This window comes from Paenibacillus sp. FSL R7-0189 (assembly GCF_037969925.1).
GTDB lineage: Bacteria > Bacillota > Bacilli > Paenibacillales > Paenibacillaceae > Paenibacillus_AQ > Paenibacillus_AQ odorifer.
Genome location: NZ_CP150223.1, coordinates 6,090,923 through 6,111,797 on the forward strand (window position 1 = coordinate 6,090,923; position 20,875 = coordinate 6,111,797).

At 40.8% G+C, this 20,875-nt stretch carries 21 protein-coding genes; 7 read left to right on the forward strand and 14 right to left on the reverse strand.

Features of this window, described 5'->3' with window-relative positions; genetic code table 11:
- Positions 1 to 218: 218 nt before the first annotated feature.
- The 4 genes from MKY63_RS26610 to MKY63_RS26625 form a co-directional block, all read right to left on the reverse strand.
- Entirely contained in the window at positions 219 to 578 is a 360-nt protein-coding gene (locus tag MKY63_RS26610; protein WP_036677972.1) for a multidrug efflux SMR transporter, read from the reverse strand.
- A gap of 17 nt (positions 579 to 595) precedes the next feature.
- On the reverse strand, positions 596 to 922 hold the full coding sequence (locus MKY63_RS26615; protein ID WP_036677974.1) for a multidrug efflux SMR transporter: 327 nt from the start codon (positions 920 to 922) through the stop codon (positions 596 to 598).
- Positions 923 to 935: 13 nt separating this feature from the next.
- On the reverse strand, positions 936 to 1,469 hold the full coding sequence (locus MKY63_RS26620; protein WP_036677976.1) for a TetR/AcrR family transcriptional regulator: 534 nt from the start codon (positions 1,467 to 1,469) through the stop codon (positions 936 to 938).
- Positions 1,470 to 1,585: 116 nt separating this feature from the next.
- Positions 1,586 to 2,062, reverse strand: coding sequence for a GNAT family N-acetyltransferase (locus MKY63_RS26625; protein WP_036677978.1), 477 nt, complete (start codon positions 2,060 to 2,062; stop codon positions 1,586 to 1,588).
- Positions 2,063 to 2,191: 129 nt separating this feature from the next.
- On the opposite strand from MKY63_RS26625, the gene MKY63_RS26630 reads away from it, so the two are divergent.
- The 3 genes from MKY63_RS26630 (at position 2,192) to MKY63_RS26640 (ending at position 5,327) form a co-directional block, all read left to right on the forward strand.
- A complete protein-coding gene (locus MKY63_RS26630) occupies positions 2,192 to 3,853 on the forward strand; it encodes a ribonuclease J (protein ID WP_036678358.1) in 1,662 nt (553 codons plus the stop codon).
- Positions 3,854 to 4,089: 236 nt separating this feature from the next.
- Positions 4,090 to 4,959 carry a helix-turn-helix domain-containing protein gene (locus MKY63_RS26635; RefSeq protein WP_036677981.1) on the forward strand — a complete coding sequence of 290 codons (870 nt, stop codon included), beginning with the start codon at positions 4,090 to 4,092 and terminating at the stop codon, positions 4,957 to 4,959.
- Between the two features lie 44 nt (positions 4,960 to 5,003).
- Entirely contained in the window at positions 5,004 to 5,327 is a 324-nt protein-coding gene (locus tag MKY63_RS26640; RefSeq protein ID WP_256717303.1) for a DUF5823 family protein, read from the forward strand.
- Positions 5,328 to 5,433: 106 nt separating this feature from the next.
- On the opposite strand, the gene MKY63_RS26645 is transcribed toward MKY63_RS26640, so the two are convergent.
- Positions 5,434 to 6,990 (reverse strand): ABC-F family ATP-binding cassette domain-containing protein, encoded by a 1,557-nt coding sequence (locus MKY63_RS26645; protein ID WP_036677991.1) that lies wholly within the window; start codon positions 6,988 to 6,990, stop codon positions 5,434 to 5,436.
- Positions 6,991 to 7,222: 232 nt separating this feature from the next.
- Here MKY63_RS26645 and MKY63_RS26650 point away from each other — a divergent pair, with 232 nt between their 5' ends.
- Positions 7,223 to 7,807 carry an AAA family ATPase gene (locus tag MKY63_RS26650; RefSeq protein WP_076316224.1) on the forward strand — a complete coding sequence of 195 codons (585 nt, stop codon included), beginning with the start codon at positions 7,223 to 7,225 and terminating at the stop codon, positions 7,805 to 7,807.
- Between the two features lie 342 nt (positions 7,808 to 8,149).
- On the opposite strand, the gene MKY63_RS26655 is transcribed toward MKY63_RS26650, so the two are convergent.
- The 7 genes from MKY63_RS26655 to MKY63_RS26685 form a co-directional block, all read right to left on the reverse strand.
- Positions 8,150 to 9,037: an RsiV family protein gene (locus MKY63_RS26655; RefSeq protein WP_036677997.1), complete on the reverse strand. Its 888-nt coding sequence runs from the start codon at positions 9,035 to 9,037 to the stop codon at positions 8,150 to 8,152.
- A 1-nt stretch (position 9,038) separates the two neighbouring features.
- Positions 9,039 to 9,545 (reverse strand): sigma-70 family RNA polymerase sigma factor, encoded by a 507-nt coding sequence (locus tag MKY63_RS26660; RefSeq protein WP_038570883.1) that lies wholly within the window; start codon positions 9,543 to 9,545, stop codon positions 9,039 to 9,041.
- Between the two features lie 90 nt (positions 9,546 to 9,635).
- On the reverse strand, positions 9,636 to 11,501 hold the full coding sequence (locus MKY63_RS26665) for an acyltransferase family protein (RefSeq protein ID WP_339810452.1): 1,866 nt from the start codon (positions 11,499 to 11,501) through the stop codon (positions 9,636 to 9,638).
- Positions 11,502 to 11,672: 171 nt separating this feature from the next.
- On the reverse strand, positions 11,673 to 12,743 hold the full coding sequence (locus MKY63_RS26670; RefSeq protein ID WP_076316222.1) for a stalk domain-containing protein: 1,071 nt from the start codon (positions 12,741 to 12,743) through the stop codon (positions 11,673 to 11,675).
- Positions 12,744 to 12,815: 72 nt separating this feature from the next.
- On the reverse strand, positions 12,816 to 13,277 hold the full coding sequence (locus tag MKY63_RS26675) for an NUDIX hydrolase (protein ID WP_051491017.1): 462 nt from the start codon (positions 13,275 to 13,277) through the stop codon (positions 12,816 to 12,818).
- A gap of 36 nt (positions 13,278 to 13,313) precedes the next feature.
- Entirely contained in the window at positions 13,314 to 15,113 is a 1,800-nt protein-coding gene (locus MKY63_RS26680) for a peptidase (RefSeq protein ID WP_036678006.1), read from the reverse strand.
- A gap of 2 nt (positions 15,114 to 15,115) precedes the next feature.
- A complete protein-coding gene (locus MKY63_RS26685) occupies positions 15,116 to 16,177 on the reverse strand; it encodes a MoxR family ATPase (protein WP_036678009.1) in 1,062 nt (353 codons plus the stop codon).
- A gap of 257 nt (positions 16,178 to 16,434) precedes the next feature.
- Here MKY63_RS26685 and MKY63_RS26690 point away from each other — a divergent pair, with 257 nt between their 5' ends.
- On the forward strand, positions 16,435 to 16,863 hold the full coding sequence (locus MKY63_RS26690) for a MarR family transcriptional regulator (RefSeq protein ID WP_036678010.1): 429 nt from the start codon (positions 16,435 to 16,437) through the stop codon (positions 16,861 to 16,863).
- Between the two features lie 29 nt (positions 16,864 to 16,892).
- Positions 16,893 to 18,527 (forward strand): MDR family MFS transporter, encoded by a 1,635-nt coding sequence (locus tag MKY63_RS26695; RefSeq protein WP_036678013.1) that lies wholly within the window; start codon positions 16,893 to 16,895, stop codon positions 18,525 to 18,527.
- A gap of 91 nt (positions 18,528 to 18,618) precedes the next feature.
- Here MKY63_RS26695 and MKY63_RS26700 read toward each other — a convergent pair whose 3' ends face one another.
- Positions 18,619 to 19,170, reverse strand: a complete 552-nt coding sequence (locus tag MKY63_RS26700) for a YdhK family protein (protein WP_036678016.1) — start codon at positions 19,168 to 19,170, stop codon at positions 18,619 to 18,621.
- Positions 19,171 to 19,393: 223 nt separating this feature from the next.
- Here MKY63_RS26700 and sleB point away from each other — a divergent pair, with 223 nt between their 5' ends.
- Positions 19,394 to 19,987, forward strand: a complete 594-nt coding sequence (sleB, locus tag MKY63_RS26705; RefSeq protein ID WP_235219404.1) for a spore cortex-lytic enzyme — start codon at positions 19,394 to 19,396, stop codon at positions 19,985 to 19,987.
- Positions 19,988 to 20,034: 47 nt separating this feature from the next.
- Here sleB and MKY63_RS26710 read toward each other — a convergent pair whose 3' ends face one another.
- Positions 20,035 to 20,874 carry a GNAT family N-acetyltransferase gene (locus tag MKY63_RS26710; RefSeq protein ID WP_036678022.1) on the reverse strand — a complete coding sequence of 280 codons (840 nt, stop codon included), beginning with the start codon at positions 20,872 to 20,874 and terminating at the stop codon, positions 20,035 to 20,037.
- Between the last annotated feature and the right edge of the window lies 1 nt (position 20,875).

The window sequence follows — 20,875 nt, forward strand, 5'->3', positions numbered from 1 at the left end:
ATTCAAATTCATCTCAGAGCACATTAAATAACAACCGATCCTCCTTTCAATGTGAGACACTTTCATTATAGAGAAAGAACAGTTCAAGCTATAAGATGTAATTCTACGGAAAAGATATGTGATACCAATATCGCCAAACTACCCTAAATATGGAATCTATCAACATCACGCCAATCAAATATAGGCCTGATTTCTCAGACCCTAGTTTATTATGAAGATTAACTTGTGGTTTTAAGTTCTTTTTCATTAGCTGAATCTGGAGCGTTTAATAAAACCACACCTCCAACTATTAATACTATGCCTGCAAGTGTAAGCACACTAAATGGATCCCCCCATATTACGATACCAACGATTGCGGTTAGAACTGTACCTACACCTGCCCAAATCGCATAAGCTAGGCTTAAAGGTAAAACTCTGAGACTTATGGACAAACTATAAAATGCGATTATAAAACCAATAATAACACCTATAGTAGGCAATATTTGTGTGAACCCTTCTGACATTTTCAGCATAGTTGTACCTATTACTTCGCTTATAATAGCTACCCCTAGTACCCAAAAACCCTTATTCTTGTTCATAACATTTCCTCCAAGCTCTAATGAGATCCACCAGAAAGTTTCATAATGACTACTCCACCAATGATAAGAATCAGACCGAGTAATTTCTTCAGATTGAAGTTTTCTTTATAAATGATTACTCCAATTAACGCAGTTAAAGCCGTACCTACCCCTGACCAAATAGCATAAGCCGTCCCTAGAGGAATCGTTGAAAGCGCTAAAGAAAGACAATAAAAGGCTGAACCCATGCCGAGTACGACTCCTATTGAAGGTAAAATCTTTTTAAACCCGTTAGAAACCTTAAGCATGGAGCTACCAAATACCTCGCAGATAATCGCTGTTGCCAGTAACACATATGAATTCAACAATAGCCCCTCCTTACTCCGTCATGTTTATTAATTCTTGAATCACTTTACTGCGTAACTCCTTATCTAAAACTCCTAATCCGAACATTTCTGAATACCATAAACCGTCCGCTGCCAGCCTGACAATTGTTGAACGTACAGGATCTATTCCATCGTTCTCTATATTGTTTTGCCATACTGAGTATTGATCTTGAAATTTCTTAAGGATATCCGGATTCGTAAAAAGAGCAGCCGAAAGCGCTGTGCTAATCTCCTGCTCTTCCTTAAGATCGTCGTCAATCGCCTGAACAAACGCTCGTCCCCACTTCCCCGTTTCTCTAGATGCATTCGCTACTCTTTCTTGAACATTACTGAAAAAATCGCTTGTTAACTCTTCCACCATACTTTTTATTAAAGCTTCCTTATTCGGAAAATGGTGCAGCAGTCCACCTTTACTGACCCCGGCTTCTTTGGCAACGGCTTCAAGCGTAAGCTTCTCCACCCCATTATTTTTAACAACAATAGAAGCTGCTAATAAAATACTACTTCGTTTTGAATTACTGTTCACGATAATCACCTCTGTTATTTACTATACCGTCTGGACGGTTTTATTGTCAAATAAAAAATCATTATCTTAGAGCAAAAAAAGCCTGGTAATCCAGGCCTCCAACATTTTTAAATCAATTACATTAAATTTTTAATATACCAAGCATCACAAGCAAAATGCTCCGACCCAGCAAGTGGTTTTTCTAATAGCTCAAATCCATTTTTTGTGTAGAAACGGTTGGCTGCGTGCATGTTTTGCAGTGTCTCCAAATAACATTGGTTGTAATGAAGCTTGGCAAAGTCCAGCGCTGTATTTAAAAGTTCGTTGGCTATCCCGTTACCTCTAATCGACTGAGATAAATACATTTTTTGCAACTCACATATCTTGTCATCATTCCCGAAAGGAGCAATTCCACAACCTCCCAATACTCCCCCTCCATCTTCAACAACCCAATAAGCCCGATTCTCACTATGATTATAATAATCTGATAAATGATGCAGGCTGTCATCCTCCCAGGCGAGACCCGCGCGATTCCCGCCAAACTCAATTAGGCAGTCCCTGATGACCTTTTCAATGGAGCTATTATCTTTCATTTGTAATAGTCGGATATTCATGAGTAACGTTCTCCTATCTTTTGATTAGCTTTCTTCAGTTATTATATTGTATCAGCCTTCAAAATGGATAATTATAATGGGAATCAAACATAATATAGAGAAATTTATTTAGGAGGGGCTTCAATGAAAATGGCAGCTAAGCAGCTCTCGATTGCAGCATTAGGCGGGGTTCATGAAATCGGTAAAAATATGTATATCCTGCAATACGCAGATGACATTGTCGTTATTGATTGCGGCTCTAAATTTCCAGATGAAAGTCTTTTAGGAATTGACCTAATTATTCCTGATGTTTCGTATTTATTAAATAATATTGATAAGGTACAAGCATTGGTGGTTACTCATGGACATGAGGATCATATCGGTGGGATTCCTTACCTGCTTAAACAGTTGAATATCCCGATATATGCTTCCCGTTTAACCCTAGGATTAATCGAAAATAAACTTAGGGAACATGGGATTTTACGACAAACGAAACTCCATTGTATTGATTCAGAATCTACTTTAACCCTGGGTGCCATTACTACAACATTTTTTAATACAAATCATAGCATTCCAGATTGCCTTGGCGTAGTATTCGATACACCTGAAGGTACCGTAGTTCATACGGGAGACTTCAAATTTGACATGACGCCCGTCAACAAGCAGTATCCAGATATACATAAAATGGCCGATATCGGTAAAAAGGGTGTAAAGATCCTGCTTTCAGAAAGCACCAATGCTGAGCGCCCTGGCTTCACCCCTTCTGAGAAGCTTGTTGGCGCTCACATAGAAGAAGCCTTTTTAAAAGCAGAACGTAGAATTTTTATTTCTACCTTCGCCTCAAATGTACATCGTCTACAGCAGATCATTGATGCTTCTCATTTAACTGAACGTAAATTGACCTTACTCGGCAGAAGTATGGTTAATGTAGTCGGAGTAGCCCAAGAGCTCGGTTACTTAAACATTCCGGACAATATGCTGATCGAACCTGCAGAAGCTGCTAAGCTTCCTCCGGCTCAGGTAACTGTTTTATGTACAGGCAGTCAAGGAGAGCCCATGGCCGCCCTCTCCCGCTTAGCGAACTCAAGCCATCGATTGATGGAGATCCAGGCTGGGGACACGGTTCTGCTCGCAGCCAATCCCATCCCAGGAAATGAAAGAAATGTTTCAAGGATTGTCGATAATTTATATATGCTGGGTGCTAAAGTCATCTATGGTTCACGCAGTGAGCTTCACGTCTCAGGGCATGGTAGCCAAGAGGAACTTAAGCTAATGCTGACTCTAATGAAACCTGAATACTTTATTCCGATCCATGGTGAATACCGCATGCTGCATCATCACAGCTTGTTAGCGGAGGCGGTAGGCGTCAAACCAGAAAATATCTTTATTCTAAAAAATGGGGACATCGTCGAGTCATCGTCTGGTGTTGTCCGCCAATCCGGTCGAGTGACTGCTGGGCAAATTCTAGTGGATGGCCTTGGGATCGGTGATATTGGAAATGTTGTGCTTCGCGATCGTCGCCAGCTGTCAGCAGACGGCATACTGATTACGGTGATTACACTGAGCCAAACCGATGGACGTCTATTAAATGAGCCGGACACCATTTCCAGGGGATTCGTTTATGTCCGTAACTCCGATAATTTAATGGACGAGATCAACCAGCATGTAACATCGACCCTTAAAAAGATGAACGAAACTGATCTCGGCCAATGGAATATCATCAAGCAGACCATCAAAGAATCATTAAGTAAGTTCCTATACGAGAAAACGAAACGGCGTCCAATGATCCTTCCAATCATCATTGAGGTTTAATGTAGGAATGCATCCAAATAGATATTGGCGGATTCTCACTCCATTATGAGTAAGAATTCGCCTTTTTGTGTTTTATAGTTTTAATACTCTTCTTTTATATATTCTGCTGATAGTATTAGATTCAGGTGCAAATTTCTACATACTGAAGTACAACTAAGCAAGAATTATCAAAATCCCTTTAAATAGATGAGGTATATTAAGACCAGAACAAGGAGGTGATCAGGCTGTATTACAAGATGATTCACAATAGTATTGAATTTATTGAGAACCATTTGGAAGAAGAAGAATTGAATCTGGACAGAATTGCGAAAGAGGCTGGATTCTCCAAATATCATTTCCATCGGCTCTTTCAGAAATATGTCGGCAAAAGTGTAGCTGAATACATTCGTTCCCGCAGGTTGAGTTCTGCTGCCCAACTGCTGCTCTATTCCGAAGAATGCATTCTAGATATTGCACTTCTTTATGGTTTTGATAGTCAAGAGGCTTTTACAAGAGCTTTTAAAGGACTTTATGCTCTCCCCCCAGCCCAATACAGGTCACAGATAAAACTATTGATTCAGGAAAGAGAGGAATTTACCATGTCCGAAATTAAAGGTTGGTTCATCACCGGAACATCCCCCAGCAAATATAAGGCATCATTAGATATGCAGATTTACCATAAGGGAAGGAACTCTGTATCACTGGAATGCGCAGAAACTGAACCACTCGAAGGGAACGAATTCGGTACTCTAATGCAGCAGTTTGACGCAAAAAATTATCTTGGGAAACGGATGCGGTTTGCCGGCTTTATCCGGACCGAAGAAGTAAGCGACTGGTGCGGCTTATGGATGCGTATTGATGACAAGCTCCAGAATATGCTGGGTTTTGACAACATGCAGTACAGAAGTATTAAAGGAACTGCTTCCTGGAATTTTTACGCTTGTGTGCTGGATATCCCGGCAGAGGCGGATTGTATCAACATAGGTATTCTCCTATCCGGATCCGGAAAGATTTGGCTGGATGACTGCACCTTTGAAGAAGTAGGCCTGGATGTTCCCGTCACTGATTCCCGTGCACGGACAGAAGAATTTCCGACGGAACCGCAGAATCTGAAGTTTGAAGCCTAAAGTTTGCTTACCGGCGGAAAGTTTTGAGGAGTGATCTATTGTTTGTGTTAATTATGGAAATCATGAAGACGGCCATTCAATTTTTGACGGATTTGTTATCTGGGAATCTGCCAAAATACTTTTATCACTGGTGTGGTCTATTTATGCTATTTGTAATCATCTACGCCTATCTTGAGGTACGGATGAAATATAAATCAGTCGATTTTATAAAAGGCATCTGCATTGAAAGTGTCTCCCATCTTGCAGGCTGGATCATCGGTATCCTAGTAACCTTGTGTAGTTACATTATCCATCCTCAGTGGTGTTTTTGCGTTACTGTTCAAGATTTCTCAGAGAGATGGAATCATTGCCTCAGACGCCAATTTTAATCGTCACAGTTAATGCAGATGGTGCCTCGGGATAAAAAAACAGGATACCCTTCGGAGAATCGAAGTTAGGTATCCTGTTTAAGATTCGTTAATTGAACTCGTATACTTAGAATACTTTCGTCGTCCAATCTTCGCAATTCCAGATATCTGTTACGATGTCCTGATAAAAATCGGGTTCGTGAGAAATCATAAGAATGCTTCCTTTGTATGCTTTTAGAGCGCGTTTCAGTTCATCTTTGGCATCGATATCCAAGTGGTTTGTCGGCTCATCTAATACGAGAATATTGGTTTCGCTATTAATGAGCTTACATAGACGCACTTTGGCTTTTTCCCCACCACTTAGAACAGCAATCTTACTCTCAATATGCTTCGTAGTTAATCCGCATTTAGCAAGGGCAGCACGTACTTCGAATTGTGACAGAGACGGGAACGTGTCCCAGATTTCCTCAATACAAGTCTTGTAATTGCCTTCCTTCATCTCTTGCTCAAAATAGCCAATCTCCTGATGGTATCCACGTTCTACCGAACCGGACAATGCAGAGATTTCACCTAAAATGCTGCGCAGCAAAGTTGTTTTACCAATTCCGTTTGCCCCAACCAACGCGATCTTCTGTCCACGCTCCATCAGCAAATTAAGCGGTCTGGACAATGGAGAATCGTAGCCGATAACCAATTCTTTTGCTTCGAAAATCATCTTGCCCGCAGTTTTACCTTCTTTAAAGTTAAACTGTGGTTTCGGTTTCTCCTTGGCAATCTCGATGATCTCCATCTTGTCGAGCTTCTTCTGTCTGGACATCGCCATATTACGGGTTGCCACGCTGGCTTTATTACGAGCTACGAAATCCTTCAGCTCTGCTATTTCTTGCTTTTGACGATTATAAGCAGATTCAAGCTGTTGTTTTCTCATTTCGTAGACTTGTTGGAATTGCTCATAATCACCCACATAACGGGTCAGCTTTTGATTTTCCATATGGTAGATCAGGTTGATAACGCTATTCAAGAATGGCATATCGTGAGAGATCAGAATAAAGGCATTATCATACTCTTGAAGATAACGTCTCAGCCACTCAATATGCTGCTCATCCAGATAGTTCGTAGGCTCATCGAGGAGCAAAATATCTGGTTTTTCAAGCAATAGCTTCGCAAGCAAGATTTTGGTACGTTGACCACCACTAAGATCGGCTACATCACGGTCCAATCCAATGTCAGTGATCCCTAGTCCACGCGCAGTTTCTTGTACTTTCGCATCAATCATGTAAAAATCTTGATTTGTAAGTGTATCTTGGATGGTACCTACTTCTTCAAGCAGCTTTTCCAGCTCTTCAGGTGAAACGTCACCCATTCTGCCGTACATATCATTCATCTCTTGCTCAAGATCAAACAGGTATTGAAAGGCACTTCTGAGTACGTCTTGAATCGTCATTCCTTTGGTTAACACAGCATGCTGATCGAGGTAGCCAACACGCACCCGCTTGGACCATTCGACTTTACCCTCATCAGGTTGCAGTTTGCCTGTAACAATATTCATAAAAGTGGATTTTCCTTCGCCGTTAGCGCCGAATAATCCGATATGCTCGCCTTTTAGGAGACGGAATGAAACATCCTTAAAAATCGCACGATCCCCAAAGCCATGACTTAATCCTTCAACATTTAATATGCTCATTTATGGACACCTTTTTCTTATTTTTCTCGCTATATTATAAGCAGGATTAACTAAAAACTCAATGGAGAAGCAAAAAATTATCATTTTTCAGGCTAATTTGCGAACAATTTTAGTTTTTGTGGACCGTCACTTGCCGAGATTAGGTTTGCGCTGGCGATCGCTCGTCATCTTTTATATGATAGTATGCATAGATACACTTTGGAGTTGACTTGAGAACTAAGGAGAATTAGAAATGAATAAACTTGTATTTTTTCTTGGTCCAGCTGGAGCAGGCAAAACAACGTTAGCTAAAGCGATTGCTTCGCGGCGCAAAATACCATTTTTCGATATGGATATTCTGCTACGGCCTGCTGCCGACGCCATAATGACTTTACACGGACTGGATCCGGCAGATAGAGACTCAGCAGAGTACAAAAGGTTATGCCGCGATTTAGGTTATCGAATCACTATGGATGCTGCGCTGGATAATATAGGCTTGGACGTCGATGCTTTTGTGGTTGGTCCCTTCACCAAAGAGGCGGCCAATCCTGACTGGATCAGCAATGAGTTAGTTCGGATCGGACGTTCCCTCCTTGATGTTGAAGTCAAGGTTGTCTTGGTAGGTTTAGCCAACGAGGAATTGTACCGGGAACGAATTCAAGACAGACAATCACCACTAGATGAATGGAAGTTCCAGCATTGGAATGAATTCCGCACTTCTCTTGGCAACCGTACGGTAGCATGGCCGCTCCCGGCTGAAAATATTGCGTTGATCGATAATTCTAACCCGGATATTTATGCTACCGTTGCGGCAGTAGAGCGATTTATTTACGTCTAAACTTTCGGACCCAGATGACGTTATTTCCGCTTTTATCAGCTTTTGCGCAGAGTTTCGGACCCCAGTGCAGCTATTCGTTAGAAAAGAGTGCTTGGGGAGTGTTTTTCGTGCCAATAGCGACGATGTGGTCCGTTAGGATTGCAAAAGTGCGATAATGCTGCGTTTAGGGTCAGCTGAGTCCGATAGCTGCTGCGTCCCCCGTAAAATAATGACATCAAACGATGTTTAAGGCTTTGACAAAGAGTTTTGGCTAAACTTTTGGACTCAGATGACGCTAGTTCCACATTTATCAACTTTTGCGCAGAGTTTCGGAACGCAGATGACGTTATTCCCAGAATTCTTTTATTGAATATACTTCTGACTGACCAAATCATCAGCAAGCACCGCGGTTGGTATCACAAATTCAACGGAGCCCATATAACCCGGTGCGACATCGTATTTATTAAACACAATCACAAGCTTACCTTCGGTATTGATATAAAAGCTTTGATCCTTCGTAATGGATGTAAACTGATCCGTTGGCACATCATCGCCATACTCAGGGATCCAGTAAACTTTCTCAGAGTCTGCTTTCATTTGAGCAATCATCTGTTCTTTAATATTTTCGCTGATGCGCTCAATGTATTGATCATCTTTAAATAACATTGGTAATGTAATAAGGATCTGATTTTCTTTGTCTATCGTATCAAAAGTAACTTCCATTGAAGATGAACCAGCGGTTTCCTCAACATATCTGCCAATGGAGAAAATATGCTCATTATCCGTTTTCACTTCATAACCAACATCCAGCCCCAAATGGCCCCCACCTTGTTCCTTCAACGCTTCGATCTCCGCTTGGAACTTTTCGTATAGTGCTTTATTCTCACTTAAATATTTGCTGTTCAATCCAAGCTCCAGTTCTTTGTTCTCCATATCCGTTACGGCTGGAACTTTGATATTAGCATCGTAGTTCTCTTCTTCTACAACGTATTCTTTAATAGTTAGCACTTTTATTATCCGATCAACGCCTGGGATGGAAGATAATGCACTAGCTACGGTTGTACTGGTGTTTATGGCTACTAGAAAAATAACTGCGGCCGCTCCAACACTAGCCACCCACTTAGTTGTTGTGTGTTTTTTTCTATTGGCTTTAAGTGACTGCTTTATAGAGCGGTTTACAATCAAATCAAGTTCATCCGGAATGGGAATATCGGTATACTCTTTATGTAATTCTTGTATTCTTTCGTCCATCTTACTTTATCTCCTTTAAGGCTTCATCATTCAGCTTCACTCGCAATAACTGAAGGGCCTGATACAGCCTTGTCTTTATTGTATTGGTGTTCTCATTAAGAACTTCAGCCACTTCATTAATCTTCATATCCTCAAAATATCTAAGCACGATCACACTTCGGTATTTCGCCGGCAGCTCTTCCAGTGTTCTTTTCAAATCCATATCTGTATAGTTATCCTCAACAGCCGGACTATAGGTTTCTATTATCTCTGGCTCCATCGTCTGAACCTTCTTGTTTCTGCGCAAAAAGTCTAAAGAGGTATTCACGACAATCCTGTAAAACCAGCTTTTCACGGCATCGTGATCCTTTAGCAAATCCATTCGTGTCATCGCTTTATAAATAGAATCCTGCACAATGTCGAGGGCATCCTCTTTGTTTTTCACATAACTGTAAGCAAGCCGGTATACATTTTCTTTGTTTTCTTTGATACATCGCGTCAATATTTTCTCGGTTTTCCTATTCAACATGGTCGATTATCCTTCTCTGTTTGTGATCTGGTGTTGTAACAGGAGTAAGACGTTTGGTGAGTATAAAAAAGTTTGGAGATTCCAAATAAATTATTTATTTTCTTTTTCCAAAGCTTTAATTAGAATTGATGCATAATACTTGGCACCCTCACGTTTCAGATGAACACCATCTTTGTAGAAGTAGTCGTCTTTTCCTTCACTAGCTGAGTACCAGTCTACTATGGTCGTATTCCTGAATTCACTGGAAACTTTTGAAAGGGTGGAATTCACAGTCTGCTCCCACTTTCTCGGCACACGTGTATTGACCAAAATAATCTGCTCCGCATCGCTTAACGAGTTTAATAGTTTACGTAATTGCTTGGAGTTAAAAGCTCCATTCGTCCCCAGCTCTATGATCATCCGCTTCCCTAACCGTCCTTGTGCTCTAAGCTGATCAACCACCTCCTGTGCCTGCATCATCTGTCTGCCGACCTTTCCATCGATAACAATACCAGGGAAACTTTCTACCAAAAATGGTGCCGCATCCAAAATGACAGAATCGCCAATGGCCGTAATATTCTTTCCGGTTTGATTTTTTTCGGTTACCGCTATGTTTCCTTCTCGTTCAGCTTGTTTCTCTTCAGTGTCAGGTTTTTGCTTCTCAACATCCGTCGTATCTTTTTCTACGGGTGGTGCCAATGAGTTGTGATCTATTGGATCTAGCGCTGTTGCTTCTTGCTGTACATTCTCCTTATCTGCAACTTCGATTGGACGCGTGTCAGATTCAGCATTGGATAAATATCCATTGCAGGCAATCGGAATAAGAATCAAAAAGATCATGGTCATAAGAAAGACTGGGCGGTAGCTGCGGCGTTGTTTCGCACTCCAATGGTTCCAAATGTTTCTTAATGATTTCCGCCGGAGCGGCTCCTCCACATATTTGTATGATAAGGCTGCCAGTAGAAAACTTCCTGCTAACTGAAGGATAATACGAAGCACGCCGCTCTCATCTGGATTCCCATTAGGGCTGGTAAGAATAATTACGGGATAATGCCAAAGGTATAAGCTATATGAACGTACACCTATCCATCGCAAAGGTTTGCAGCCTATTTTCCGGCCAAGAGAACTGGCAGGATGAGCAAGCACGGCAATCACTACTGCAGTAATGATAGAGATGATCAAAAATCCACCACGATATAGTGATTCATCAAATTCGTTAATCCGGTAAACTAGCACCATTAATACCAGCAGTCCCAGAGCACCAATGATATCAAACATATAACGAGATCTTTCTGTGACTGTATTTTTAAGTTTCTGACTAGGCCATGCAACGGCAAGCGCCGCTCCAACTAGAAGTGCAAATATGCGAGTATCTGTTCCATAATAGACCCTGCTTGGATCTGTGCCCGGTACATAGAACATAGCCATGGCTAAAGCTGAGACAGCAGCACAAGCCAGAATCCAGGCAATAAGTTTACCTCGACGAGGTATGATCTTTAGTCCTAATACGAGCAGCAGCGGCCATAGAATATAAAACTGTTCTTCAATAGAAAGTGACCATAAATGTCCGATCGGTGAAGGAGGTCCAAAGCTTTCGAAGTACGAAACATCATGAAATATTAACCACCAGTTATTAACGTAAAATAGTGATGACATGAAATCTCCTGTCAGCCCATTTAATCTCGTGGGATCTATGATTAAGAGCCATAAGGTGACAACGATCAGCATGACTATCGTCGCCGGCAGCAACCTCCGTGCTCTACGTATCCAAAAGTCCAGAAGGTCCAATCTTCGATGACGCTCCCATTGGTTAATGATTTGGTCTGTGATGAGATAACCCGAGATCACAAAAAAGATTCCCACTCCCAGCAGTCCACCCCCAGCCCATTTCAAATTCAAATGATAGGCTATGACAGCGAGTACAGAAAAAGCTCTTAGTCCATCAATTCCAGGCATATAACGCTTGTTGTCATTCATTCTGTTTCAGTCCTTACCCTTAATTTGTTGTTCATAGGCAGGACGCAGGAGTAGCACAAAAAGTTCTTTTAACTGGTTATTCTGTTATCAAAAGTAAAAAAACACCCGCGCAAGAATTACCCTGCGGGATGTTTTTAAAAAATCTAACTACTTTCACAAACTTCTAAAAGGTTATTTCTGAACTTCAACCTGTAGAATTTCTGATACAAATTGAACAGGTACATAGGTTTTGTTATCTTGCAGAACAGGTGCAGCACCTAAAGCTTTAGGAGTCATTTTTGCGAAAAAGTATGAATCTTTGTTAAGCGTAACACTTGTCCACTGTGCACCTTTCATCAATTCAGCGGTTTTGGTAGACTGATTCCATTTCAATTCATAGTTTAGTTGACTGGCCACATCACGAAGCGATACCATGCGCACGCCTTTCTTATTCGTGAAAGTAGCTACTTTTTTCAAATCTAGCTTAGTTGTATCCGTTGAACTATGATTTAAGCTGAACCGAAACTCTGGTGAACCTACATAACCTGGTGCAATGCTGTATTTAGGGAATACGATTACTAAGTTACCTTTATCGATATAGAACGACTGCTCAGTTGAAGTTCCTGTGTACTCTTCTAAGAAATACTTATCTGAATCCTTTTTAATTTCTGCCAGAATGTCTGCATCGAGCTTCTCTTTGTAGTTAGCGCCCAGTAGATCCGTTAGTGTAACAGGTTCTGCCTCAGCTATATTTTTCACATTATAAGTATCGATCCGCGGCATGCTTGTTCCACCTTCAGAGCCTTCAGTAGTAACAGTCAAGGAGATAACACCTGCTGGAGAACCTGTTCCATCTGATTTCAGATCATAAGTAATGTAAAGAGTATAAGGATGAAATTCCATTTGATCAGCCTGTGCTTTTTTGCCCATTTCTGCGGCGTCTTTCTCCCACTGTGCCAGATCCTTTTCAGCATGAGAGAGGATAATATCGTTCAGTTCATCTTGATAATGAGTATCCAGCATTCCTGTTAGCTGTGGTACTTTTAAATCTGCAATCAGGTATTTACTTGTTGTGTTAAGTACTTTTTCTTGCACTTTAATGCCAGCAAGAGCTGGTGCCTTGGACGGTAAAGCCGCAGAAACATTAGCTGTTACTTGTGTGGGAACCATAGCATGAACCGGTAAAGAAGCTGCACTCACTCCCATAATGGCTACACATCCAACTGCACTCATTTTAAATAGATTTTTTGTTCTTTTGTTCATATCTCGTCATCCTCCATCTCTATTTATAAGTGCCTTCCGATGACACTCATTAGCTAGGACGCAGGAGGACCTCTAAAAAGTTTGCTGGTTTTCTAATTTAAATATAATTTCTTCAACTTCTGTACCCCGTAACTCTACGTAAAAAGGCTGTACCTCATCATTTAGACAATACTCTAGCCGCAGTCTGAGGTTTTTCCATGTGACCATTTCCAATGCTTGTTCTATCGAGAAAAAACCAACTTCTAAGCTCTCGGAACTAGTAGCAGGTTCGCCGCCGATGGCTTTCCCTAGAAATAGGTTAGTACAAATAGATCGATTAACATTTTGAAAAACTCCGCAGATCTTATTAATCTCTATATCAATGCCCGATTCTTCTTTGGCTTCCCTGATTGCTGCTTCTATAAGGGACTCCTCCTCTTCAACCTGTCCGCCTGGCATCTCCCAGCCTCTACGTGGACCTTTTATTAATAAGATTTCTTCTTGATCATTGAATATAACTGTAGCTGCTGAAAGAATATGTTTGGGGGGATTCATATCCATTGTTACCTCGCTCTAAATTTATTCTAAGCCCTAATTAATTCTGAATACAGGTCCTTTGGGTGAGAAAGGCAAGTCATTACCCTTGGGCAAAATATAAGCATGGTCTCTTTTAAGGATCAGCTTGTCACAATAACCATCTGTAATAATTAGAAGCGGTCCTTTTTTCGGGAAATCCTCAGCTTGTTGAATCAAATCAATAGCTGGTTGTAAGATCGTTCCCCCTCTTCCCTTCACTTGTACCCGATCCGCGATAGCCTCGGGGGGCATGTAACCTGCATCATAAGGACAAGCATCACAAAAGATAATCCGTGCAAAAGGAACATCACGAGCCTGCGCATAACTTGAAATGGCCCCTAATGCTTTGGCCAGAAGTTTTTTATCCATTGAGCCTGAGGTATCTAAAATAACGCCAAAAGTACGGCCATCATCTGCAGCACCGCTATGAACCCACTGTGGTCGAGGGATATCAGGCGTAGAAGATTGACGTCTGCTAATTCGTGAATAAGATCTGGTCTTCTCAAGCGGTGAAAAATAATGATCAAACCACCGAGCAAGCTCTACATCCCATTTAATAGGTGGCTGGCCCAGCGCTCTAATCTCTTCAACTAGGCCTGATGGCAAAAGACCGCGACTTTGCTCTTCATGATACATAAGTCCCTGTTGCATAGCATTTTTACAGAAATCATCTAACGTTTGTCCTTCTCTCGCATCCCAAAAACTTGATGAACCGTTATCTAAAATGTCACCGAGTCCATTCCCTCTCAAGGTTGCCAGTTTCTTATAAGTGCGGATATCTCCGACCATACGATCATAAATCGTTTCAGCAGATAAACCTTTAAGCTCAGGATCTAATAAGAGTCCAATTCGCGGATACTCCCCTACACTCATTTCCACTAGCCATAAATTTATAACGTAGTCACAAGCCACATTCCAAAGATAATGATCCCGGCCAAGACACCGCTCGTGATGCTGAAGCCCTGCATGCAGAAGCTCATGCGCCATCACGAAAATACACTCCTCATCGTTTAGTCCAGCTGCAGGGTTCATGAATATTTTGCGATCAATAACGTCAATGGCAGCTATGGAAATATCTAATCGCCGACATATCGCTGGATCTTCTATAATCTCAAAGCCGGCGGCAAGCGCTCCTAATAAAGGATATCTGTCCATAAACCATCGTTTTGCCCGTTGTGGAGCTGTTAAAGAAAGTGCAGGGTCACTAATAGTATTAGCATGTCCTCCAGCAACACTTACTGCATTCGTCACAGCATTAGATAACCCATAAGCAAAATAGGCTTCCCAATCCGGCGCTTTTCCCCAGTATCTTTTGGTGGTTTCTCGAACATTCATGTCCGGCTTTGAAACACCCGCAGTCCCAAAATATCTGGAGTTGTCCGGAATTCCTTTTATCATAAATTGCTCGTAAAGCTGTTGTTCATCTTTAATTGTAAGATCAATTCGCGACTCCATATCTGCGGGTACTTTCCCAAACTTCAAGTCATTTAAAAACTTTGCTATGTACACATCACATGCAACGTTCCACGCCACTTGATTCTCTTTAATCTTTAAATGTCCAAGACCTAAATGAAGAAAACAATGTGCCAAAACGTACATCCATTCAGCAACCTCGCCACGCCGTTTAGGATGAGTGTAAATATAACCGTTATTAGTGACAATTGCCCAGCCGTCTTCTGGATAGGGACTATTTTCATTATGGATAATCGAAGCTCGAACAGATAACGGCGCAAAAATAGGATGATCCGCGATTAACGAACATGCTTCATTAAAATTTTTCAAAGCGGGATTATCTGGAGTTGTTTTTTTAGCCATATTTACCCCCGCTCTTTTATTGCAAGACGTGGTAAATCACGTACAATTTCAACCATTAACCAATCTGGAATATTATCACTTTGCTCCTGCTTAGCAACTACTAGCTGTGCAATTTCAAAGCTAATGACGGACAGGTCTTTAATCAGCTTTTTAACCGTGTGTGCAAATTGGCGATGTCCATCTCGTACGTTATCTTTAATCGGAGGGAGTTCTTTGATAATCTGGGCACGCAAGGATTGCGCCAGGAAATACAGGAGATCCCGATCTTCTGGAGCCGTTGGAAATGAGGATTTACCATCTATAATTTGATTAAGTTCATATTTACCAGTTAGATTTTTATAAAAAGCCCTGAATTGTGTGGCGTGAGAAGGTGTCAGTGAACCATTCGCTAAAATCCCCACGGTATCCACATTTATATCATCGCCAAACTCATGTAGTGCATCACTAAGCATATGCCAAGAGCGTGGCGTGGAGAAAGGCTCTTCAGTCTTTGGAGGTGCACTCCACAAATGATCGGGACGCAATTCCAGATATTCAATAACCATGGGATGAATGCTATGCTCATATGCCCAAGAGATCCAATTCTGAAACGAAACATTTAACTGTATATGGAACATCCGATTGATAAGCGCGGAGGACATAGGTTTAACAATTGCACTATCTTGTGCACGGTTACCAGCTCCTATTACTATAGAGCCCTCAGGTAGGTGATAATCGCCTATGCGGCGTTCGTGGATGAGACTATAAAAAGCTTTTTGCACCTCTTGAGAACAGGCATTAAGCTCGTCCAGGAACAAACAATATGGTTCATCCCGAGCAATCATTTTTGGAGGACAGAATTGGCTCTTACCGTTAACGATTTGCGGGACTCCAATGATGTCTTCAGGTGCCAATTGAGAACCTAATAGTGACACACAAGGAAGACCCACCTGATCAGCAAAAGCTTCTACTAGCGAAGATTTCCCAATACCAGGCGCCCCCCAGATAAAAACAGGGCGAATCACAGAAACGTTTAGAAGTACTTGCATAAGTTGAATAGGTGTTACAGGAGTTGCTAGATTCAAATAAATGCTCCTTTTTAATGAAATAATAATAAAGATAACTATACACAGTATAACAAATAATTCATTAGCTCAGGAACGAACTTCAACAACAACACTCTATTTCATTCAAAAAAAACAAACCTTTTCTTGACGAGATATAAAAAAGGATGATATATTGTTTCACGCTTTAATAATTAAGTAGTTAATCATTTAGTTGTTATCTAATATTTAATGGAATTACTTATTCCGCCCTATTTCATAACTTTAGGAGGCGTGATTTGGCTAATAATGAAGATTTTCTTCAGATTTCTACTATGTTCAAATCCTTTTTAAAAGGAATCTCCCAAGATTGGAACAAACAAGACTACCCCTTAAATATTACACAGTTCAAAACCCTCAGGACTTTATCTAAGAACGGTCCACAAAACGTATCACAGATTGCTGCTGCTCTGGGTATTACCTCAGCAGCAATTACAGGCGTAACAGACCAATTAATCGCTGAAGATTACGTAAATAAGGAACGCGCCAAAGATGATCGAAGGGTTGTACACATCACCATTACGCAGAAAGGAGAAGCAACGATTAAAGAGGTGCAGGAACGCCATCAAGAACTTATGGAATCTTACTTTAAGATACTGCCCGATGAAGATATTGAGCATTTAAGAAGAATTTTCGCAGTAATAATTTCTGATTTAGACAAGAGATAAAATTTAAAAAGTGGCGGGGAAACAATCAAATGGAACATTTATCCAGCAAACGAAAACTTAGTATTATGATAGCAATAATGGCTGCAATGCTGTTCGCAGCGATTAATCAGACAATTACAAGTACTGCTATGCCGCGTATAATCGCAATTCTTGATGGCATGGATTACTATACTTGGACTATTAACATTTACTTATTAACATCAACAATAGCAACCGTTCTTGTCGGTAAGTTATCTGATATGTTCGGACGTAAACCCTTTCTATTAGCAGGTATTCTCTTATTTATGGTTGGGGCTTTTCTGACAGGTACATCTTCCGATGTTTATCAATTTATCATTTACCGTGGGATTCAAGGGGTAGGTGCAGGTATTATTCAATCCACCGCATTTACTGCCGTAGGTGACTTATTCCCTCCGCGTGAACGTGGTAAATGGATGGGGTTGATGATGGCAGTATTCGGCTTCTCCAGTGTGCTTGGACCAACGCTTGGAGGCTTTTTGATTGACAATATGGATTGGCATTGGCTGTTCTGGATCTTCCTACCGCTTGGTGTAGTAGCCTTCGTGATGATTCTTACCTTATTTCCTAAAGGCAAACGCGGGGAGTCAACCAGCATCGACTATTTAGGTTCCTTGCTAATGACAACTACCATCGTGCCTCTACTGCTTGCCTTCACCTGGGCAGGTACAGAATATGATTGGGGTTCTTCGCAAATTCTCGGCCTGTTGGCGGGAACGGTCGTTTCGGCACTTCTCTTTATTTTGGTCGAATCCAAAGCTAAAAATCCAATTCTTCCGCTTCATCTATTTAAGAATAGCGTAGTTACCATATCTAATATTATTGGTTTTATTATGAACTTCGGTATGATGGGAGCTATGATCTATCTTTCCTTCTTCGTACAAGGTGTTCTGGGGATCTCCGCGACATATGCAGGGTATGTTACTATGCCAATGTCGATCGTTATGGTTGTAGCCAGTGCCCTTACCGGACAAAAGATGGCGAAAAAAGGGAAGTATAAACGTTACGCATTAATTGGAATACCCATTATGATTGCTGGTATGACAATTATGGTATTTATGAATAATGTACCGATGGCTGTCCTAAGTATGATTGTGTTTGGTCTTGGGTTAGGATTGGGAATGCCAGTATTCTCACTAGCTACTCAAAATGCGGTTTCACACACAGAACTGGGTGTAGTAACGGCCTCCTCACAATTATTCCGTAATTTAGGCGGTACGATCGGTATCGCAGTCATGGGTACCGTTATGTCAAATAGTCTTACCAAAAACTTGAAGGAAGCTCTGCAATCGTCATCAGCACCGGATTTCACACAGATAGATCCAAAACTTGCTGAGCAAATGCTCTCCTTCGCTAATCCACAGGCATTAATGAACAAACCATTGCTTGAACAGACTCAAGCTAGTCTGCCAACCGATGTACAGCCTGTCTTCTTACAAATGATTGAGGGTATCCGTGACGCTTTAGGACAGACATTGTCATCCGTGTTCTTAACCGGGACCATTGTGCTTGTTGTAGCTTTCGTTCTTGTCTTCTTCCTGAAGGAGCTTCCACTTCGTACTTCTAACCAAATGCCAGTTCCTGAAGAAGCTGAACAGGACCCGTCAAACATGAAATCTTCAAAACTTGCAGTGGATAAAGCCTAACCGCAAATTACTTTGAAGCTGACTATAAAACAACAAAAACTGCAACTTACTCATGCGTAACTGAGTAAGTTGCAGTTTTTGTGTTGATCTATTATTTTACAGGTGAAAGCTCATCTTCTGTTACCCACTTATGATTTTTCACTTCATCTCCACCCGTAGTAGGTTTGTAATTAATCATATAGACAGTGGTTTTTTCTGCTGAGTTAATCTGAGCCGTTGCACCCTTCATATCCTCCATATGATCAGATTCCATAATAACCTCTGAGCCTGGTTGATAGGATATATCATCTGCTTCTTTTATTTCTTCATGAATAATCCACTTATGATTTGTGACCGGCTGACCTCCTGTAGTAGGTCTATAGGAAACATTATATGCTGTCGTCTCATAAGCTCCCACAATTGTCGCAATGGCTCCCTTCATCCCTTCCATATGGTCAGTTTGGATCACAGCTTCACTTCTTACTTTGTAAGTAGGATTCTCCGCTACCCGCAGATCTTTTGGAACTTCACCTGAACTTGAATGTGAGTTATGTTCCATTTGTGTATCGTTAGAAGACATTTGATTGCCATAGCTATTGTCATTACTACAAGCACTTAAGCTGAAAGCAGCTGCGACGACTAGTAGAAATAATTGCTTTTTCATATAAAAGACCTCCGAAATTTTATCTGCCTATAAGTATTATTTTACCCATTTCAGAAAATCACAAACGGAACTAAGGATTCACAGTTTGTAAAACAGTAATTTATTTTCCATTAAATGAGTGTTGTCTCAATGATTAAACTATATTTATAATGTTTTCTGAAAGGAGGCTACTATAATGAAGACTAAAATATTCACTTTGTTGCTTCTTTGGGGTCTGGTGAGCATGGCTACTATGATCGGTTCTGCTAATGCAGCTCCGGTATTAACCATAGGAAGTTCTTCAGGAGATGTATGGGATCTACAATATAGATTAAAAACCCTTGATTTCTACACTGAGCCCTTAGATGGGGTATACGGATCACAAACGAAAGCAGCGGTTGCTAGATTTCAAAAGGCCTATGGAATAAGCGCTGATGGAATTTCGGGGACAAAAACTTGGAATATTTTAAAAAAACACACGCTTAATATTAATGAAATGGATATTTTGGCTAAAGTTATCTACAGTGAGTCTCGCGGTGAGCCTTATGTTGGACAAGTTGCAGTGGGTGCAGTAGTCATGAATCGTATACAATCAAGTCAATTTCCAAATAATATTAAAGAAGTTGTATTCCAAAAAGGAGCTTTCACAGCCGTATCTGACGGTCAGTATTGGCTTACACCAAATCAGACAGCTTATTTAGCTGCTCTTGATGCTGTTCGGGGTTGGGACCCCACAAACCATTCAATCTATTATTTCAATCCGGATACAGCAACAAGTGCATGGATCTGGTCACGTCCGCAAAACTTAAAAATTGGTAAGCATATATTTGCAAGTTAAACGCATCAAATAGCTAAGATCAACAAAAGCCGATCTAACTATGATAGTTAGATCGGCTCTTCAATTCCAAGCACTAAAGCCATATTAATCTGCCCTACTTCGTCCTTATGGTTATACCCCAATTTATTATAGATTCTGATCGCATTTCGATTTTCTTTATCTGCTGCTAGAAAACTCCGCTTAGCGCCGTTGTTATTCCCCCAGCGTATACCTTCAACAGCTAACTTATGTCCGATACCTTGGTTATGATATTTCGGATCTACAGCTAATTCTCTAAGCCATAACACAGGTCCCTTTTCATTTTCAAATCCGTAGATGTTCAATAAACATACTCCAACAATGCTTTTATTCAATTCTGCTACAAGAATACAAGAATGATCCGATTCATTCCATGTTTGTATGAAATCCAACTCTTCACCATAGAAACCTCTTGAAAGATTTATACATGCTTTGGTGATCATACTAACCTGTAAATAGTCTTTAGGCTCAATGTTTCTTATGAATGGTGATTCTGCTTGATCGGTGATCTTCTTTGAGATATCCTCATTCCAGAAATCAATAAACTGACTAACTATCTTGAACCCCAAAGACACCATAACTGGCATGAGATCTGGATGTATAAATTCGATATACATTCTATGAGTTCCACCCACAGGTAATTGAATAAACTTACTGGTCAGATCTATTAGTGCAGTCCTAAATAATTCTGTAGACTCGGCAGCCCAATGAATATTATGACCCTCATCAACCGATTTACATAATATAAACACACCAGGTTCATCAATAAGAATATCCTCAGGCGCCTGTAGTTCCAGCTCTTCAACATCCAAATATTGCAAAGAACTGTACTTATAAGCTTTCGCTTTTAGGAATGAATTCTTAAACATA

What these genes read in the sequence shown, in the direction of transcription:
- MKY63_RS26660 (WP_038570883.1), bottom strand. Translation starts at nt 9,545, where the DNA reads ATGTTGAATAGGAAAACCGAGAAAATATTGACGCGATGTATCAAAGAA.
- MKY63_RS26625 (WP_036677978.1), bottom strand. Translation starts at nt 2,062, where the DNA reads ATGAATATCCGACTATTACAAATGAAAGATAATAGCTCCATTGAAAAG.
- MKY63_RS26645 (WP_036677991.1), bottom strand. Translation starts at nt 6,990, where the DNA reads ATGAGCATATTAAATGTTGAAGGATTAAGTCATGGCTTTGGGGATCGT.
- sleB (WP_235219404.1), top strand. Translation starts at nt 19,394, where the DNA reads ATGGCTACTATGATCGGTTCTGCTAATGCAGCTCCGGTATTAACCATA.
- MKY63_RS26675 (WP_051491017.1), bottom strand. Translation starts at nt 13,277, where the DNA reads ATGAATCCCCCCAAACATATTCTTTCAGCAGCTACAGTTATATTCAAT.
- MKY63_RS26610 (WP_036677972.1), bottom strand. Translation starts at nt 578, where the DNA reads ATGAACAAGAATAAGGGTTTTTGGGTACTAGGGGTAGCTATTATAAGC.
- MKY63_RS26700 (WP_036678016.1), bottom strand. Translation starts at nt 19,170, where the DNA reads ATGAAAAAGCAATTATTTCTACTAGTCGTCGCAGCTGCTTTCAGCTTA.
- MKY63_RS26680 (WP_036678006.1), bottom strand. Translation starts at nt 15,113, where the DNA reads ATGGCTAAAAAAACAACTCCAGATAATCCCGCTTTGAAAAATTTTAAT.
- MKY63_RS26630 (WP_036678358.1), top strand. Translation starts at nt 2,192, where the DNA reads ATGGCAGCTAAGCAGCTCTCGATTGCAGCATTAGGCGGGGTTCATGAA.
- MKY63_RS26635 (WP_036677981.1), top strand. Translation starts at nt 4,090, where the DNA reads ATGATTCACAATAGTATTGAATTTATTGAGAACCATTTGGAAGAAGAA.
- MKY63_RS26710 (WP_036678022.1), bottom strand. Translation starts at nt 20,874, where the DNA reads ATGTTTAAGAATTCATTCCTAAAAGCGAAAGCTTATAAGTACAGTTCT.
- MKY63_RS26695 (WP_036678013.1), top strand. Translation starts at nt 16,893, where the DNA reads ATGGAACATTTATCCAGCAAACGAAAACTTAGTATTATGATAGCAATA.
- MKY63_RS26670 (WP_076316222.1), bottom strand. Translation starts at nt 12,743, where the DNA reads ATGAACAAAAGAACAAAAAATCTATTTAAAATGAGTGCAGTTGGATGT.
- MKY63_RS26665 (WP_339810452.1), bottom strand. Translation starts at nt 11,501, where the DNA reads ATGAATGACAACAAGCGTTATATGCCTGGAATTGATGGACTAAGAGCT.
- MKY63_RS26655 (WP_036677997.1), bottom strand. Translation starts at nt 9,037, where the DNA reads ATGGACGAAAGAATACAAGAATTACATAAAGAGTATACCGATATTCCC.
- MKY63_RS26650 (WP_076316224.1), top strand. Translation starts at nt 7,223, where the DNA reads ATGAATAAACTTGTATTTTTTCTTGGTCCAGCTGGAGCAGGCAAAACA.